The 17,503-nt window shown below is 44.3% G+C and carries 8 protein-coding genes and 1 pseudogene; 2 read left to right on the top strand and 7 right to left on the bottom strand.

Going from position 1 to position 17,503, the window contains the following annotated elements; genetic code table 11:
* Positions 1–165: 165 nt before the first annotated feature.
* Complete coding sequence (gene cysK, locus DXA54_RS22085; RefSeq protein WP_004317446.1) at positions 166–1,113, top strand: cysteine synthase A; 948 nt, start codon at positions 166–168, stop codon at positions 1,111–1,113.
* Between the two features lie 240 nt (positions 1,114–1,353).
* Here the strand turns inward: cysK and DXA54_RS22080 are convergent, their stop codons facing one another.
* The 7 genes and pseudogenes from DXA54_RS22080 to DXA54_RS28820 all read right to left on the bottom strand — a co-directional run.
* Positions 1,354–3,648 carry a glycoside hydrolase family 3 N-terminal domain-containing protein gene (locus DXA54_RS22080; protein WP_120080678.1) on the bottom strand — a complete coding sequence of 765 codons (2,295 nt, stop codon included), beginning with the start codon at positions 3,646–3,648 and terminating at the stop codon, positions 1,354–1,356.
* 112 nt (positions 3,649–3,760) lie between these two features.
* Entirely contained in the window at positions 3,761–5,023 is a 1,263-nt protein-coding gene (locus DXA54_RS22075) for a hypothetical protein (protein ID WP_120080676.1), read from the bottom strand.
* A 20-nt stretch (positions 5,024–5,043) separates the two neighbouring features.
* Positions 5,044–6,720 (bottom strand): SusD/RagB family nutrient-binding outer membrane lipoprotein, encoded by a 1,677-nt coding sequence (locus tag DXA54_RS22070; RefSeq protein WP_120080674.1) that lies wholly within the window; start codon positions 6,718–6,720, stop codon positions 5,044–5,046.
* An 11-nt stretch (positions 6,721–6,731) separates the two neighbouring features.
* Complete coding sequence (locus DXA54_RS22065) at positions 6,732–9,920, bottom strand: SusC/RagA family TonB-linked outer membrane protein (RefSeq protein WP_120080672.1); 3,189 nt, start codon at positions 9,918–9,920, stop codon at positions 6,732–6,734.
* Between the two features lie 20 nt (positions 9,921–9,940).
* Complete coding sequence (locus DXA54_RS22060) at positions 9,941–10,756, bottom strand: family 16 glycosylhydrolase (RefSeq protein WP_120080670.1); 816 nt, start codon at positions 10,754–10,756, stop codon at positions 9,941–9,943.
* A 421-nt stretch (positions 10,757–11,177) separates the two neighbouring features.
* Positions 11,178–15,149, bottom strand: a complete 3,972-nt coding sequence (locus DXA54_RS22055; protein ID WP_120080668.1) for a hybrid sensor histidine kinase/response regulator transcription factor — start codon at positions 15,147–15,149, stop codon at positions 11,178–11,180.
* Positions 15,150–15,245: 96 nt separating this feature from the next.
* Positions 15,246–15,431 (bottom strand): annotated as a pseudogene (locus DXA54_RS28820) (helix-turn-helix transcriptional regulator); the annotation flags it as partial.
* Between the two features lie 331 nt (positions 15,432–15,762).
* Between DXA54_RS28820 and DXA54_RS22050 the strand changes: the two are divergent.
* On the top strand, positions 15,763–17,487 hold the full coding sequence (locus DXA54_RS22050) for a hypothetical protein (RefSeq protein WP_008646743.1): 1,725 nt from the start codon (positions 15,763–15,765) through the stop codon (positions 17,485–17,487).
* Positions 17,488–17,503: the final 16 nt, after the last annotated feature.

Below are 17,503 nucleotides of genomic sequence, written 5' to 3'. Positions count from 1 at the left end.
ATTACCCAATGCTCATTTCCAATAAATTACACTCTTTTCGTAACTTCTTCTGGCAAGAAGTCAGATATATGTGGTATGAATTTACCATATATATGGTATTTACCCTGAACAGAATCCGCACTATCTTTGTCATATATTAAAACAAGAGAAATTTAAAACAGATATATGGAAAAGATAGCAAGAAAATTGACGGATTTGGTAGGTAATACTCCGTTATTGGAACTTAGTAACTATAATACAAGTAACGACCTGAAAGCTCGTCTGATTGTAAAGATTGAATCTTTCAATCCCGCAGGAAGCGTGAAGGACCGCATAGCATTGGCTATGATTGAGGATGCAGAAACGAAAGGAATTTTGCATCCCGGAGCAACTATCATTGAACCGACCAGTGGGAATACCGGTGTGGGATTGGCTTTTGTTTCGGCAGCTAAAGGCTATAAACTGATTCTGACGATGCCCGATACCATGAGCATCGAACGGCGTAATCTTCTGAAAGCTTTAGGTGCGGAATTAGTATTGACTCCTGGTGCAGATGGTATGAAAGGAGCCATTGCCAAAGCTGAAGAACTGAAAGCGGTCACTCCGGGAGCTGTCATCTTACAACAATTTGAGAATCCTGCTAACCCTGCCATGCATTTACGGACTACCGGTCTGGAAATATGGAGAGATACCGAGGGGAAAGTCGATATCTTTGTGGCCGGAGTAGGTACTGGCGGGACAGTTAGCGGTGTAGGGGAAGCGCTGAAGATGCGTGATCCGAGTATAAAGATCGTGGCAGTAGAACCTTCTGATTCTCCGGTACTCTCGGGAGGAAAACCAGGGCCGCATAAGATTCAGGGAATTGGTGCAGGGTTTGTTCCTAAAACGTACAAGGCTTCTATCGTAGATGAGATTATTCAGGTGCAGAATGACGATGCCATTCGTACGAGTCGTGAATTAGCCAAACAGGAAGGTTTGTTGGTAGGCATATCTTCAGGAGCAGCCGTATATGCTGCTACGGAACTGGCGAAGCGACCGGAAAATGCAGGGAAAATGATTGTTGCATTATTACCCGATACAGGCGAACGTTATTTATCTACCATTTTGTATGCTTTTGAGGAATATCCTTTGTAATAATGCCGCTTTCCTTCAGATAAAAACAACCGCTCCTTTGGGCTCAAACGATTGTTTTTTCATTGTAGACATACGGTCGTTTGGATCAAGAGGAGCGGTTGTTTAAATTTGGTTGAACAGCCGTTTGAGGCTGTTCAACTGGTTAGATGATAATTTGAGTTTACCACAAAGTAACGCAGTGTCTCATAGAGTTATTGTCGGGAGTGTATACATTAATAATGTGCATTTACTTATAAATGCCTACTTATAAGTAATAGTCAATACTTGATTTCCGCATTGCATACGGAAATCCCCTTGTTCCAGTACCCATTGCCCGTCAGAATTGACAAAAGCCAAGTCACTGCCTTTGATGGATAGAGTGACAGTTTGGGTTTCGCCCGGTTGTAGTTCCACCTTTTTGAAGGCTCGTAACCGACGGTTTTCGGGAGTAAGCGAAGCCACAAGATCACTGCTGAATAGCATGACAACTTCTTTTCCGGCATATTTACCAGTATTAGTTACATCTATGGAAAAGTGCAAATCATCTCCTGTGGTAAACGAAGATTTGTTCGTTTGGAAGTTGCTGTATTCGAAAGTGGTGTAGCTCAATCCGTATCCGAAAGGCCATTGAACGGAGACTACCGCATTGTAGTCATAAGCTCCTTCCATTTTGTCCATCTCTTCACTCACCCGATAATCGTAGGTAGTCAGTGCTGCTTCGTGTCGCGGATATGTGTAAGGCATCTTGGCACTGGGGTTCACGTCTCCTGCCAGAATGTTCGCTAATGCATCGCCACCATAGTTTCCGGGTAATAGAATGTCAATAACAGCATCAGCCAATGGCTCCAACTCGTTGATAATGCGGGGACGACCCTCATTGAGTATCAGGATGATCGGTTTTCCTGTAGCGGCAAGTGCCTTTACCAGTTTGCTTTGGTTGGCAGAGATGGTAAGCTCGGAAAGATTACCGGGTGTTTCGCAATATGAATTTTCACCGATGCAGGCGATAATGATATCCACGTTGCGGGCGGCGGCCACAGCTTTCTCAATCTCCGGTTCATTTTCTTCCATGTAAGCACCTTCGGGTTTGTAGGTTACGCCCTGTTCCAGACGGACATGATCGGCTCCGAATTTGTTACAGATTGCTTCGTAAATGGTGTTATATTTGTCGGCAAATCTATCGGTCAGATGTCCTTGCCACGAATAGCTCCAACCGCCGTTCAAGCAACGCATAGAGTTGGCGTTCGGACCGGTTACCAGTAGCTTTTTCCCTTGAGGAAGCGGAAGAATATTATCTTTATTTTTTAACAATACTTCCGATTCTTCAGCTGCATGAAGTGCGATAAGTGCATGCTCCTTGCTGCCGAAGAGAGGATAATCTTTCAATAAAGTGTTCGGATGATCGAACAGACCCAGACGGAATTTAAGTCTAAGCACCCTGCGGACGGCATCGTCAATACGGCTCATGGGCACTTTCTTCTCTTGCACTAACTCTTTTAGTAGTGTACAATAATTGAGATCATACGGTTCCATAGCCATGTCTATACCTGCATTGATTGCCATTTCGATGGCTTCTTTTTTGTTTGCCGCCACATGTTCGCGGGTATAAAGATTGTTGATGTCCGCCCAGTCGGTGATTAACATTCCGTCCCATCCCAAGTCTTCTTTCAGCCATTGTGTAAGGAGTTCGCGGTCGGCGTGCACAGGCTTTCCGTTGATGGAACCACTGTTGACCATTATAGTCAGTGCACCAGCTTCCACACAAGCCTTGAACGGTGCAAAACATTTCTCACGCAGTTCGGAAACCGATATATAAGCCGGTGTGCGGTCTTTACCGGTACGTGGCATGCTGTATCCCATGTAATGTTTCACGGAGGTGGCGATTCGGTCGGCGGGAATATGGTTAGGATCATCTCCTTGGAAGCCTCGGACGGCAGTGCTGCCCATAATGGCATTGACTAAACAGTCTTCTCCATAATTCTCCCATACACGCGGCCAACGGGGATCACGTGCCATATCGACGGTGGGGGAGTATGTCCAGGGACAATTGCTAGCCCTTGTTTCATAAGCCGTTACACGTGCTGCTTCGTAGGTCAAATCCGGATTGAAGGCAGCACCCATATTGATATTTTGAGGAAAGAGCGTTCCGCCCAATGTATAGGTAGTACCATGATTCTGATCCAGTCCGTAGATACATGGAATACCAATCTCCGTCATCGACAGTTCTTGTATTCGACTGATAATCTCGTTCCACTTTTCAGGGCTTTGTGCTACCGGGCCGGGAGCATTTAGAAACGAACCTACCTTGTATTCAGCAATCGCTTTGTGGAGTTTTGCCTCGTCCAATTGAAATTCACCATTTATCGTCTCTCCTAATACATCAATGGCAAGCTCGGTCATCTGTCCAATCTTGGCATCGAGGTCCATCTTTGATAGAAGCTCTTCCACTTGTTGTTCTATTTTAGCGTCTTCAGGAATGGCAGTGGGAACTGCCTGTTTGGAACAGGCAGTCATTGCGATAGATGCGGTCATTAATATAATATTTCTTAGTTTCATTATGATTTGTTTTTAAGTAGCATCGTTTATGTAATCTGTCATTCAGAGGGCTTTAACCCGAAGAATGACAGATACTTATGGTATGAATGATTTTTAAACTTACTTAGGAACATTATTTCACGGTTACCAGGTCTACATAATAGCCATGACCCGTACATAAGAATCCGTCTTCAGTTTGAATCTTATTCAGTATCTCTTGTGTCAGTACCAGTGTGTATTCACCGTTTTCCGTAAATTCTATCTTATCTGCCAGGCCAGTCCACCAACCTGTGGCAAGTTGCATCTGATGATATTCGGCAGTTGGTTCTATGGAGTAGACTACTTTCAGTGTTGATCCGGCTGTGATACCGGCAAACACATCTTTTGGAATCAGACCGAAACTCTTGTTGGGGTCACCGTCCGGCTTATCCCACGAAACGTAATGGTGTCCTGACCAAAGCGTTATTTCGGTAGATACGGTCACAGTCTGTTCGGTAGTCGTAGCATTGTCGTTCAAGAACTGCACAGCCTCTCCGCTACGGGTTTTGCCTGTCAGCGTATAGCTTCCATCAGACAAATCCGGACAAGTCAGCGTAACTTCCGTAGAAGATTGATTGCTGAATTGAGACACTGTCTGTCCGCCGATAGTTAGAGAAGCGATGTTTTCAAGATTGATACCGGAAATGGTCCAGTCCACGTTGGCAGTAGCCCGGTTAGCCCCCGAAATGACAAGGGAAGCATTGGTCACTTTCACCATGTCGGCTCCATATTCATTGCCGGCGGCATCTTGCAGAACGATACGGTAATCGCCTTCGCTTACGCCTGTCGGAACGATGTATTCCAGATAATTCTCGTCTGCCGATTCAACATAAGTAGGATCGGTGATCGTGTTTCCTCCCAAGAGGATGGCTGTTACGTTCTGTAAATTACTGCCATATAAACGGGCAGTCTTACCGGGAGATACAATTCTCTCAAAAGCTACTTCTTTAGATTGAGGGTCATCAGCCAATGGATTGACCACCACCAATCCTTCACGGGAAGTCTTCTTCCCTTTCACAGTTTCCACTTCTATTTTCAAATTATACGTACCGGCTTTCAGACTACGGTTGATTTCTTTGTCGGAGTCGGTACCCGATTCTACTTCCTGTCCATCAATGAACCAGGTTACTGTGGTGTAATCTTTCGGAGTCACGGTCAGCGCGATGGATAAGTTCGCATCCCGGCTGATGTTGGCGAATGTAGCCAATTGGCCGTTCGTCCTGTCAGGGAATACTGGGGCAAGGATATGCGGATCATCATTTTCTGTCACCGTAGCGAACGGTTCTTCCTCGGTGCATGCAGTAAATGTGGAGCCTACAGCGAGTAGGGCAAATAGTGCAATATATATCTTTTTCATAATGGATGATTGTTTAATAGTTAGTTTTCAGTATCCCACCACAGAAGGCTGTGCCAATTGTCTGTTCCTCCCATGCGCTCGATGGCTTCGTTGTAGCTCTTTTTATTATAGGAAGATTCCAATACAGGATAGCAGAGACGTACCGGAATTTCCGTTCCACCGGTGAGATATTGTCCGAACCCATATTCTGCCGGTGATTTCAACTTCGGATAACCGGAACGACGCACGTTTGCCCAACATTCGGCAGGATTGGTAAAGTGAAGAATCCAGGCCTGTGTATTGATAGCTTCAAGTTTCTGATTGTCCGTATGTCCGAACGTCCCTCTACCTTGAATGAATGCATCAAACTCTGCATCAGTAGTAGCCGTGCAACCGTAGTTGTCTGTCAGGAAATCCATAGCTGCACGCACTCCTTGCTTGTAAAGATCTTCTGCCGACACACTGCCGACATTCCATTTTTTCACGGTAGCTTCCGCCATCAGGAATTTCACTTCTGCAGAGGTCATCACTACGCCCGGATTGTCGCTTTTTAGGAAATTATTGGCAAGTTTGGGTTCCACTTCACGAGCCATAGTTACCGTAACGGAAGGATTGTTAACGGCTAATTCCTTACAAATATCGCTGTCGTATCCTGTAGGCCATGGCTCCCACGAGTAGGCACCTGGGTCGCGCGGACTGAAATCAATCCCTTTTTCAATCATCTCCTGGGTGATGTCGACACGATTGTCGGGACTGGTGGCACTCATCAGCCCGTCATAATAACAACGGGAAATTTTGAATGTACGAGGGTCACCGGATTGGCGTAGCTGATTAAAGAAAGTGGAGCAGAGGTAGCTTGGATTATTAGCGGGGTCGTTGCCGAACAATAACTGTGACAATGAATTTCCGCGATAATCAGAGTAAGCTTCTTGTCCGAAACTAAATGCGATTGTCATGTATTTGATGAGCGCATCGCTTGAGGCGTCCGTTATCACACCCCCATTGGCAACCAAAGCATTTTCAAATTCCGTTTGTGCTTTTGTAGGATTGACATTGGAGATTCGCATGGCAAAACGTAGGCGAAGCGAGTTTGCCAGTTGTTGCCATTTAGTTACATCACCGGCATAGATGAGGTCACCTGTCACTTTATCTTTGGTCGGATCGATTTTATTGACGGCATCTTCCAGCTCCAGAAAGAACGTGTTGTAAATATCTTCCTGTTTGTCATACTTCGGATTGAACTTTCCTTCGAGGAATCCCAGGCCGGCTTCACTGAAAGGAGCGTCTCCGTAAGTGTCGGTGATGATAGACATAAGATAAACCCGATAAATGCGGAGCACAGAGTTGATGTTCACTTTCTCTGCATCTTCGGCTGTGCGATATTGAGCATCAATGATATTCTTCAGGGATTGAGTGTAGAACGATGTCCAGATACGGCTCATTTCATTATTATCTAGCGTATGGCGTCCGCCGTAGTTGGTGGTGTTCCAACATCCCATCAGTTGTTGGGTGAATGCATAATGGTAGTTACGGTAGATTTCCATCATACTAAGGTCTCCGTACGTTTGCAGTTGGGCAGTGGTGAGCTGCGCATTCGGGTCGATGGTAGCGGCCTTGGAAGGGTCGGTATTCATGTTTTCCATGTATTCATCGCTGCAAGAAGCGAAAAACAGGGCACATGCCATCGTGATGATTGTGATGTATTTAGATTGTCTCATGATATATCTTTTTAGAATTTCACATTTACATTAAAACCATAGCTTCTGCGTGAAGGCAACGAACCGTATTCAAGTCCCATACCGGTGGTATTGTTGTAGTTGGAATCCGGGTCGATATTCGGGATATTCTTCCATACGATGAACGGATTGCGGGCAACGAACGAAACGGTCAGTCCGCTTACTACATTCTTCAGCCAGGATTTGGGTACATTATAACTCAACGTCAGCTCACGGCATTTTACGTATGAGTTGTCGTAAATAAACATAGAAGGTGCATTACGGCAAACGCTCATCCAGTAGTCTTCCGGATTGATGTAGATGTCGTTGGGGCGATACGTTCCATCACCGTTGTCGATGACACCTGGAGCAACGAATCCGCCTGTCGGCTTCCAGTTATCGGCTCCTTTTGCAATGCCGGCTGCCAATCTTTCTTCTTCCGAGCGATACCAGGCGTCGCGTCCTGCCAGTGTTTCCGGACTTTTACCCGATTCGTAAGCAGCACGGGCAGACATAGAATAGAGGTCGGCGCCTACTTTCACATCGAATACCGCTACCAGCGAAAGATTCTTGTAGGTAAAATTGGTGAGTAATCCACCTGTCCAGTCCCAAGAGGCATTACCTAATACGTGGTTGCTCTTGTCATATTGCGGCAGACCGGTTTGCGGGTCAATCAGAATATCTCCCTTTTCGTTCCGTTGGAAGTCCGGGCCTACAATAGAACCAAAGTTCTCGCCTACCTTAGCGGCTACCTGAACGTCGAGCCAAGATGCTTTTTCCAGTTCAAACATATCCGATTCGCCATCCAGTTCTTTTACCTTGTTGCTGTTTTTGGAGAAGTTCAGATTAATGTCCCAGGAAAAATCGCGTGTTTGAATCGGTCGTGTGCTAAGGGCAATCTCAATACCTTTATTTTCTATCTTGCCGGCATTAATCAAGCGATAGTTATAACCGGTTGTCCAGGAACTTGCCATTCCCATAATCTGGTTTTTACTGATTTGAGAATAGTAGGTGAAATCCAGTCCGATACGGTTCTTCAGAAATTTCAATTCCAATCCCATTTCCACGGAGTTTGTTTTGGTTGGTTTCAAGTCTTTGTTGGGGATGGTTCCGTTATCGATATATCCGATGGTATATCCGGGATAAGCATATTTGGATTTCGTATAGACGAGTCCCAATTGATAAGGATCGGTATCGCTACCTACTTGCGCCCATGACATACGCACCTTTCCGTAAGGCAGGAGGTCGCCCAGTTTTGTCAGCTCGGAGAATACAAAGCTACCGGAGAAAGAAGGATACATATACATGTTGTTGCCAGTGGGAAGGGTAGACGATTGGTCGCCACGCAACGTAGCATCGAGGTAAAGCATGTGTTTCCAGCCCACGTTCACTGCTCCGTAAACCGAATTAATCTGCTTGCGGTAACTGCCGGGCACTACACTGATCTCGTTGAAACTCGTCAATGAAGGGACATCGCGTATCTTCATGTCTTGAGCGGTGGTAACGGTGGTCTGGTTGTTCACCTTATATACATTGCCGCCTAACGTAGCGTTGAAATCGAAATCACCCCAATGGTTGTTGTAGAGAGCCAACACTTCAAAGTTGTACATGCGGTTGCGGAAAGCACTGTTTTGAAGTCTTCCGGCTTCGAATCCGGGAGTGGTAGGTGCTTTGTAATCATCGAACGTGAACCAGTTGAGTTCGGCGCCCAATGTTGCTTGAAGTTTCAGATGTGGGTCGATGTTCCATACGGCCTTGCCGTTCATGCGGAACAAATCTTTTTTGGATTTATTGAAGTTCTTATAGATATCCCAATACGGATTCACGTTGTAGGGATCCATACCGTTCCAGTTGGAATATTCGCCGTCGGCAGTCTGATAGGTTTGCAACCATTCCTGGTCGTAGGTGGTGGCAAGGGTCATCAGGTTTTTACCGATATTGGACTTGCTGTCGCCCAGAGCCGGACGGTTCTTCACGTCTTCCCGTGTATAGTTGACGCTGAAATCCAAGTCTACCTTTCCTGCAGACGTATTGGCGCGCAGGTTGAAAATGTCACGGCTCATGTGTGTCTGGGGAACAATGTCTTTATTGCGCATATCCGTATAGGTAAAGCGAATTCCGGTTTTTCCGCTGTTCACACCTATGATGGCGGAGTTGGTGGCGGTGATACCCGTGCGGAAGAAGTTGGACGTATTGTCGGGGACAATGAGGAAAGGGCGTTCCACGCCGTCGAAATACTTCAGCATGTTTGAACCGTCCGCTTTGGGGCCCCAACTTTTGTTTGTGTTGGATATGGCATCATAGCTATAAGTACCATTGCTTCCCATACCGTATATCTGTTGAACTTCGTCCCATTTGGCAAGTTGGGTATCGAAAGTCAGTGTTCCGTTATATTCCACGCTGATTTTATCCTTGTTGGCTCGCTTGGTTGTAATCAAGATAACACCGTGGCTGGCACGGCTACCATAAAGTGCGGATGCCGCAGGGCCTTTCAATACCGACATGTTTTCTACGTCATCGGCATTGATGCTCGAAATACCGTCGCCCAAGTCGAAGCCTCCGTTTGTGCCGGCACTGCCGAAATTAGTGTTGTCCAAAGGTACACCGTCCACTACATAAAGAGGCTGGTTATTGCCGGTCATTTCGGTACTGCCTCGCAGAATAACGCGCGTAGAACCGGAAGGACCACCGGCGGTCTGGCTGACTACCAAGCCCGGCACACGTCCTGCCATGGAGTTGATAAGATTCGTTTCTTTCGCTTTGGTCAAGGCTTCACCTTTCACTTCATCAATGCCATAGCCCAACGCTTTGCGCTCTCTCTTGATGCCAAGGGCGGTAACTACCACTTCATCCAATGCTTTGGCATCCTCTTTCAAGGTGATGTTCAAAGGACCTCTTCCCGCTTTTACTTCTTCGGATTTATAACCCACGTAGCTGACAACGAGCGTAGCTCCCGCTTTTACATTCAAACTGAAATTTCCATCCAGATCGGTAATCGTTCCGTTGGCAGTTCCTTTCTCCACTACGGAAGCCCCAATGATGGGACCTGTGGCATCGCTCACTTTTCCGGTTACCTTGTTGCTTTGTTGTTGAATAGCCTGGGAACTTGGTTCCGTTGCTGCATACACTTGCTGGAAACTTCCCGCCATCCAAAGGGCGAGTGTTCCGCAAAACAGTAGATACTTACATTTTTCCATATTCATAGCATGTATATTTAAGATTCCTATAATATTTTCACCCAGTCGATGTACATATTCACTTTCTGACCGTCTTTCAGGCCCGTCAGTTTATTAATGTCGGTAATTCCTGTAAACGCACCTCCCACGGCGAGGTTGAACAGGATGTAGAAGTTGTCGTGGAAGTATGTGTTCGAGCTAATGTCGAACGTATGAAACTTGACGTTGTCGATGGATATTGTCAGGTTGTTTTCATCCCAATCCAGAGAGTAGGTGTGATAATTGCCGTCTTGCAGGCTGTTGGCAACATTGGCTTTGTAGTATTGCTGTTCGTGAGCCGCTGCGCTAGGGCCATAGTGAATGGCGGTATTCACTTGTTTTTCCGAATCGCCCGCAGCCATTCCGCTCTGTTCTCCCATTTCCATAATGTCGATCTCCCCGCATGCCGGCCATTCTTTGTCGTTGTCTCCCATCATCCAGAAAGCAGGCCACAGTCCGCCGTTAGTCTTGGGAAGCTTGATACTTGCTTCTATCTTGCGATATTTGAAACTCTTTTTCCCTTTTGAATTGATCCTGCCGGAGTAGATTTTATTCCCTTTGCGTTCGGCGGTAAGAATCAGAACCGATTTATCCCCGTCTTTTCCTATCGATACATGGGCGGCATCGTATGCCTGTAGTTCTTGATTGGTCCAACCGGGTTCATGAGTCTCTTTCGTCCATACTTTTTCGTCGAAAAAGTTGAAATCGTCTTTAAAAAGAATGTTTTGTGGAATTTCCTCCGGTTCCGTTTCAACAGCATCCGACGAGCAGGACTGTTGCGCGAAGCAGACGGATAAAAATAGGAATAGTGCTACTTTTTTCATCGTTTTAGCATTTTAAAGGTTAAACATAATATGTGCTTTATGCTTGTAAAGCTTGGTGCAAAGATGCTAATATCAGGCTGAAACGATGGTCAGATTGCTGACATATTAGGTTTGATTGCTGACAAATCTGCTGATTTTTATCGAACTGACGTTATCTTACCCATTCTTTTTCGAAGATTGTTGCTATACAAGAATGAGGTAAACTCATACAATTATAATTCAAAAAAACTTCCGTAAACATTCTCAAGTATACTTATCACTATGAGAAAAAATACTCATAGGTATGAGAAGAAATACTCATTATAATGAGAACTTTTTCTCATTGCAGTGAGAATATACCCTTGTCAGAATAGGCTGAAACAGTTCATTACTGTACCGGAAACGAGCTAATTTTAATTCAAAACCGAACATGAATGCTTGTCTACTTCCCACTATATTTACTTGGCTGCATCCCGAATTGTTTCTTGAACAATGAACTGAAATACTTCGTGTTGACAAATCCGGTTTCGGCGGCGACATCGGTTACGCTTTTACCTTCTTTCAGCAGTTCGGCAGCTTTTTGTAGCCGGATGATACGGATAAACTCTTGCGGCCCTTTTCCCGTCAGTGATTTAAGGCGACTGTAGAATAGTGTCCGGCTCATTGCCATTTCATGGCATAAGAGATTGATGTTGAAATCGGGTTCATCCAAATGTTCAAGAACAAACCGGGTAGCTTGCATGATAAACCGTCGGTCGCCCTCGGCCATTGTTTCGCTTGCTGTCGTTACGTTTTTGTTGTCGATACTTTCATTGTTTTCATTGCTTTCATTGTCGTCACGTTTGCCGCCCGCCTCTACTTGAGCGATGGCTTGCCGCATGAAAAACTGCCGTTGCCTGTTTCGATTGTCAATCAATCCTTGTACTTTCAATTTCAGTATCTCTGTACTGAATGGTTTGGGGATATAATCATCCGCGCCTTTCTTCAATCCTTCCACTATTGCTTCGTGGTTAGCCTTTGCCGTCAGCAGAACGACGGGAATACCTGATGTGTCAGGATTTTCCTTGACCATTCTGCAAAGCTCGTCACCCCGTATGCCGGGCATCATGACGTCGGAGAGGATGATGTCCGGATATTCATTGGCAAGACAGGCGATAGCTTCGTGTCCGTCGGCAACATCAATCACCCGATAGAGGTGTTCAAAGGTCTGGCGGAGGTAGTGACGGAGAGTTTCGTGGTCTTCTACAATGAGCAATGTATTCCGGTCGTCCGGATCTTTTATTTTATCCGTTTCGTGGCTGTTATTATCCGATGTGCCGGCAAGGTGTTCGAGGGATGATTCGTGCGACACGGGTTCGGTTACGGTGGTGGTTCGCGGCAATGTTACGATGAAAGTAGTTCCCTTGCCCTCCTCGGAACAGAAAGTGATTTTTCCATGCAGCATCTTTACAATGCGCTGCACCTGCAACAGTCCGAATCCGGTTCCTTCTTCCTGTGACTGCCGGGCATTTTCGGCTCTGTAAATATCGGAGAAGATGTGCTTTTTCGCTTTCTTCGGTATGCCTATTCCGTTATCTTTCAACGAAAGGATGGCTTTGCGTTTCGTGGCTTTCAAATCCAGACTGATTTCTCCCTGGGGCATGGTGTATTTGCAGGCATTGGAAAGAAGATTGTCGAGTAACATCTCTATCAGGTGTTTGTCGGCTGAAACGAAAACGGATTCGTCGGGTTGGGTCAGATTCAGTGTCAACTGCTTCTTCTCGCAAAAAGACCGGAAGACGGAGACTTCTTTCAGCAAAACTTCATTCAGACAAAGCGGAACCGATGAAGAGGATGGCTTGTGGGCGTCTACCTTTTCAAATTCGAGCAACTGTGTGATGAGCGAATGGAGTTTCCGGGTACTTTCATGGGCCAGATTCAGGTAATAACGGGCTTTGTCCGAGAGATCCTTTTCCCGGTTCAAATCCTCTAGAGGTGCCATGATAAGCGTCACCGGCGTGCGAATGTCGTGCGCCGTGTCGATGAAGAAACGTATTTTGTCTTCGTCGTATTTCTTTTGGAGCTGGTTGCTTTTATAGCGCAGGATGAAATAGAAAACGAAGCCTATTATAAACAGGTAAATAGTCCAAGCCCACCATGAGTTCCACCATGGCTGGCTCACTTTCACTTCTAAGGTGCTTTCGGAGATAGTCTTTCCGTCGCTGCGCCGCAGGCTGCGCACCTTAAAAAGATAAGTGCCCGGCGATACCTTGGTGTAGGATGCCTTCCCCTCGGCAGACGGTTTGCTCCAGTCATTGTCATACCCTTCTAAAATATGCTGATAGACAATATCGCGCTGGAAACGATAGTTGATAGATTCAAAAGAAACAGTAAACGAGTTGTATTTATAGCCGAGCCGTACTGCACGGTCGGCAAGCATATCATGAATGGCAGGTTTCAACGATTCTTCTTCCTGGACGTTTTGATAATCAACTGTCAGTCCTGTGAAACGCAGGAGCGTCCAGTAGTCTACGGTTGAAATGTCGAGTGGCATGATAAAGACAGCGCCATCCGTGCTGCCATACACAAACTCGCCGTTCATCAACCGGGCAAATGAGGATTTGTTATATTCCTTGTCTATATTGCCCGCATAGTTGAGGTTCGACACGCGCAGGCTGTCTATCAAGGCAATTCCTTTTCCGGTGCTGACCCACAAGCGTTTCTTGTCGTCTCGCTGCAAACTATATATATCGTTGGACGGCAATCCCTCTTGAACAGTGAAAGTCTTTACCGTCCGGTTTTTCATATCATATAGATTCAATCCTCCCCCTTCGGTTCCCAGCCACACGGTTCCGTCGTCATTGAACAGCATAGAGATGATATAAGCACTGACATTCTGATTGTGAAATTCCTGGGAATTGGCATAGTGCTGTATATTCCCTGTATGTTTGTCCACCAGGAAAAAACCGTTGACCGTAGCCACCGCTACCCGGTTTCGGTCGATAGGTTCAATGGACTGTACCCAATTCACGTCGAAAGACCGTCTGCTGCCTTTTTCTTTTTCAAACATGATCAGGCATCCGTCCAGACCTCCTATCCATAAGTCTCCCTCCATGTCTTGTCTGACGGAGAAAATATAATTGGTGGTCAATTGCCCTTGTTGCTTGGTGAGATGGCGTAACACGCGTCCGTTGTTATCCAGTAGATACACTCCGTCTCCGTACGTTCCTACCCATACGTTCCCATTTCCGGATGTGCAAAGAGAAATGGTTACGATTTCTTTCAGCACGTGTTTCCAAGTGCCTGACAGGGTGTTTCGGATGCTGATTCCATCATCAGTAGCGAACCATTGGTTGCCATCCGGATTTTCTTCGATATCATTCACGTTGTTGCTGATGAGAGAATGGGTATTTCCCTTTTCGTGTGCTAATATCGAAATGGGATGTTTCAGCAGGATAGCCACGGATACACCTCCCGTATAACTACCTATCCAGATGTTGCCCTGGTCGTCTCTGGTTACGGCATATACGCCGTTTCCGCGCAGGTAAGTATCTGTGTCATCTTTGGTATTCATCAGTAAACGGGCTTTCTTGGTGTCCTTGTCTATCGCATACACACCGCCACCGTCCACGCCTATGAGTATGGTATGTACATCATAGTCTGTAATTGCCCGTATCGGATGAAGGAACGTGCTCCCTTGTCCCTCCAGCGCAAGCACTTTGGAAGTGTCGAGGTTCATCACAGACAAACCGCTGCCAAATGTGCCTATCCAGAGTTCTTTTTTCGGTTTGTCGCAGAACAATGTTTGTACATTCCACCCCTCCAGCAGCTGGCGTTTCTTACCCGGCAGGGCGTGTGACAGTTGCCAGACTCCGTTAGAAGTGCCCACAAAAAGCGACTCGCCGGCAAATGCGATGTCGTTGACATATTGTCCTTTCAGCACGGCAACTATACGATGGTCCGCTTCTTGCTTGTATAGTCCTTTATCCGCCCCCATCCACCAGGTTCCGTCACTATCCAAACAGAGTTTGTTCAAGATGACTTCTTCCTGAATCAATTGTCCCAGGTGGAGGACTTGTTCAAAATGATCCAGGATGGTGGAATATCGGTAGATTCGTCCGGTGTGGTCGTAGGCAAACAGTCCTTGTTGTGCGTCGTACAATAAGTAAAGTCTGCGTCCGGCAAGATCGCCATAATAGAAACTGCCCGGCAAATCATAGTTCTTTACCGTATGACCGTTGTATCTGTCTATTCCGGTTTTTGTAGCAATCCACATAGCACCGTCTCCATCCTCGACAATCGAAAAAACACGTTGACTACTAAGGCCTTCTGCATAGCCTACATGCCTGACATCGAACATCCGGTTGGTCAGTTCGGCTTTGACAGCCATGCTTATCATTAGTAGTAAGGTGATAACAAGATTAAAACGAACCATATTCTTTTAATTGTTGACATTACAAAGATAAAGTTTCTTTAGAAAATCCCAACAGAATAGGGGTGTGAAATTAGAAGGAATATTCAGTAAATCTTCCTATGTAAAGTCAATTAGAAAATCAACAAGATTAATATTTCCGGGAATGGCAAGTTTCTTTCTTATTCGATAGCGGGCTGTTTCTACCCCACGAATAGTAAGATTGGTGAACTGCGCAATATCTTTGGTCGATAGATTTAGCCGTAACAGTGCACAAAATCTCAACTCACTGGCTGTGAGACTGGGAACTTAAAAAAGTATCTTTTTAAAGATTTATATCCGATTTTTTATAAGGAATGATTGAAAAAATAGAGAGATAAAGTTTGTCGCTATTGGGCAAAATTGTATATTTGTCAGGTAACTATTATTTGATTATGATGTTATCTTCTTATAGTTTTTAATTAGTCTTGAAAACGTATAAGGATAAAGCTAATAATGAAGTTCATGTATTGAATATGTTAATTCTCGTAAGTGTTGATGATAGAGATATAATTGTGAAAAATGATTGGTGTTACATATTTAATATATTGAGATATAATGTATTTCTATAGAGTAAAACCTTTTAAATTTTATTATTATGAAACATGTATCTATTTTCTTCGTTATTTTATCTGTTTTTATTAATTATTCATGTACAGATGAAAGTCAAAACAATTTGTTGGATTTAGAAGTTAATGCATCGGCAATTACTAGATCATTGGCCCCTCCAAACTTTGAACAAGATTGGGAAAATCAAACATCGATTCAACTGACTGATAATAAGGTTGTTGATTTGCCTTGGGTTGAATATGCTCCTACAAGTATAATTTATGATATAAGGATGGACATAAAAAAAGAAGATGGATGGGTGTTCTTGAGTACTCCAAACAAAGATATTGGCAGTGATTATTTGATTTTTTATAATAAATATACCGGGATTTTAAAGGTGTTTTATTATAATCAGAATTCTTTCTTAAGTAATAATGCTGTTTGGGAATTTTTTGATGAAAGATTTTATGGCTATTTTAATCAGGGAACTACATTCACAGCGCCATTGGATCGGGCTTCTATTCAGCGTGTAGGTGTCAATTGTTTGAGCAATAACACCACCCTGGGCATTGACAGAGGTTGGAATTGTTTTCAGATACCGCTAACTTATACAGGAAAAACAGACGGGGGGATCAATGTTTATTCAAAAGTGTTAAATATCTCAGAACTAACTATTACAGGAAATTACAAAGACACAACAACAGGTACTATTATCGAAGATCATTATTCCTCATCTCCAAATCTTTTGCAAAAAGGTGCAAATACCATTGTAAAGGCGGGAGGAGATGCAGCTGAAAAATGGGTGAAAGGAGAGGCTGAAAAGGCTATCAATAATTCTTCATCTGGAATTTTAAAAAATGTAGGAAATGTAGTTGCTGGTGGACTGGCTGGATTAGCAAAGGGAGGAGTTTCAGGATTGATAGCTGGAGGATTGAACGCTCTCTTTGGATCATTTCTTGGTTCGAAGAAGGTTAATGAGCCCACTATACAAACGGTTGAATTATCTACCAATGGAACTATTGATTTAAAAGGACAGATGATTGGTAATAGCTCGATTCCGGTATTGCCTTTGACTGCTATAAAATATGATGAAGGATTTGGGGCCTGGAATTTAACATCTGCACCAATATTAAATATAACAGGAACTTATCATGAAATAACGGCTCGACCAGATATTGCTTCTGCATATAATTGCAAATATTCTGGGAAATATTATAGTTTATCGTTTCATCCAACATTTAATGTAGTTATTAATCCAGCCATAGCAGATGAAGTAACTTATAAAGTTAGTTCTAATGTTGTCGAATTTGAAGGAAGTGAATGGGATACTCAATTTAAGGATTATTATAATAGAACCCCTAATCCTTCTTATACAGGAGTTTATGTTTATATACCAAGTAAAAGGTCTGGATACGATTTTACTCCAACGGTTATTCAGGATGAGAAGAAAGGCACAAAGGTTAAGTTTGCATCTTATTACGAATATCCGATTGTTATAGGTGATCCTGATACTTATATTAATGGTTATTCTACATATGCAGGGACTTTCAAGTTATATTCTAATACTATATTCTCATATATGTCATCTTATAATCGTACTGAAGTCGATGCTTTTCCCCGCTCAATGTGCAATATGTGTTTAAATGGTAAACCTGTATTGTATGTAGCGAATCTTGGGGTTAATGTTACTGTTACTATGACTGTGAAGAGTACAGGGCAGGAAATAATATCTAGTAGAACATATATACCGGAGTATAATATAAAATTTAAATAAGAATTTTCTCTGAATA

This window comes from Bacteroides sp. OF03-11BH, assembly GCF_003604005.1.
Taxonomy (GTDB): Bacteria; Bacteroidota; Bacteroidia; order Bacteroidales; family Bacteroidaceae; genus Bacteroides; species Bacteroides ovatus.
Note: the sequence above shows the minus strand (reverse complement) of the source record. Positions and strands in the feature narration are given on the sequence as shown.

Excerpts from the sequence above, each read along its gene's own strand:
- cysK (WP_004317446.1), top strand. The coding sequence starts at position 166 with ATGGAAAAGATAGCAAGAAAATTGACGGATTTGGTAGGTAATACTCCG.
- DXA54_RS22080 (WP_120080678.1), bottom strand. The coding sequence starts at position 3,648 with ATGAAACTAAGAAATATTATATTAATGACCGCATCTATCGCAATGACT.
- DXA54_RS22075 (WP_120080676.1), bottom strand. The coding sequence starts at position 5,023 with ATGAAAAAGATATATATTGCACTATTTGCCCTACTCGCTGTAGGCTCC.
- DXA54_RS22070 (WP_120080674.1), bottom strand. The coding sequence starts at position 6,720 with ATGAGACAATCTAAATACATCACAATCATCACGATGGCATGTGCCCTG.
- DXA54_RS22065 (WP_120080672.1), bottom strand. The coding sequence starts at position 9,920 with ATGAATATGGAAAAATGTAAGTATCTACTGTTTTGCGGAACACTCGCC.
- DXA54_RS22060 (WP_120080670.1), bottom strand. The coding sequence starts at position 10,756 with ATGAAAAAAGTAGCACTATTCCTATTTTTATCCGTCTGCTTCGCGCAA.
- DXA54_RS22055 (WP_120080668.1), bottom strand. The coding sequence starts at position 15,149 with ATGGTTCGTTTTAATCTTGTTATCACCTTACTACTAATGATAAGCATG.
- DXA54_RS22050 (WP_008646743.1), top strand. The coding sequence starts at position 15,763 with ATGAAACATGTATCTATTTTCTTCGTTATTTTATCTGTTTTTATTAAT.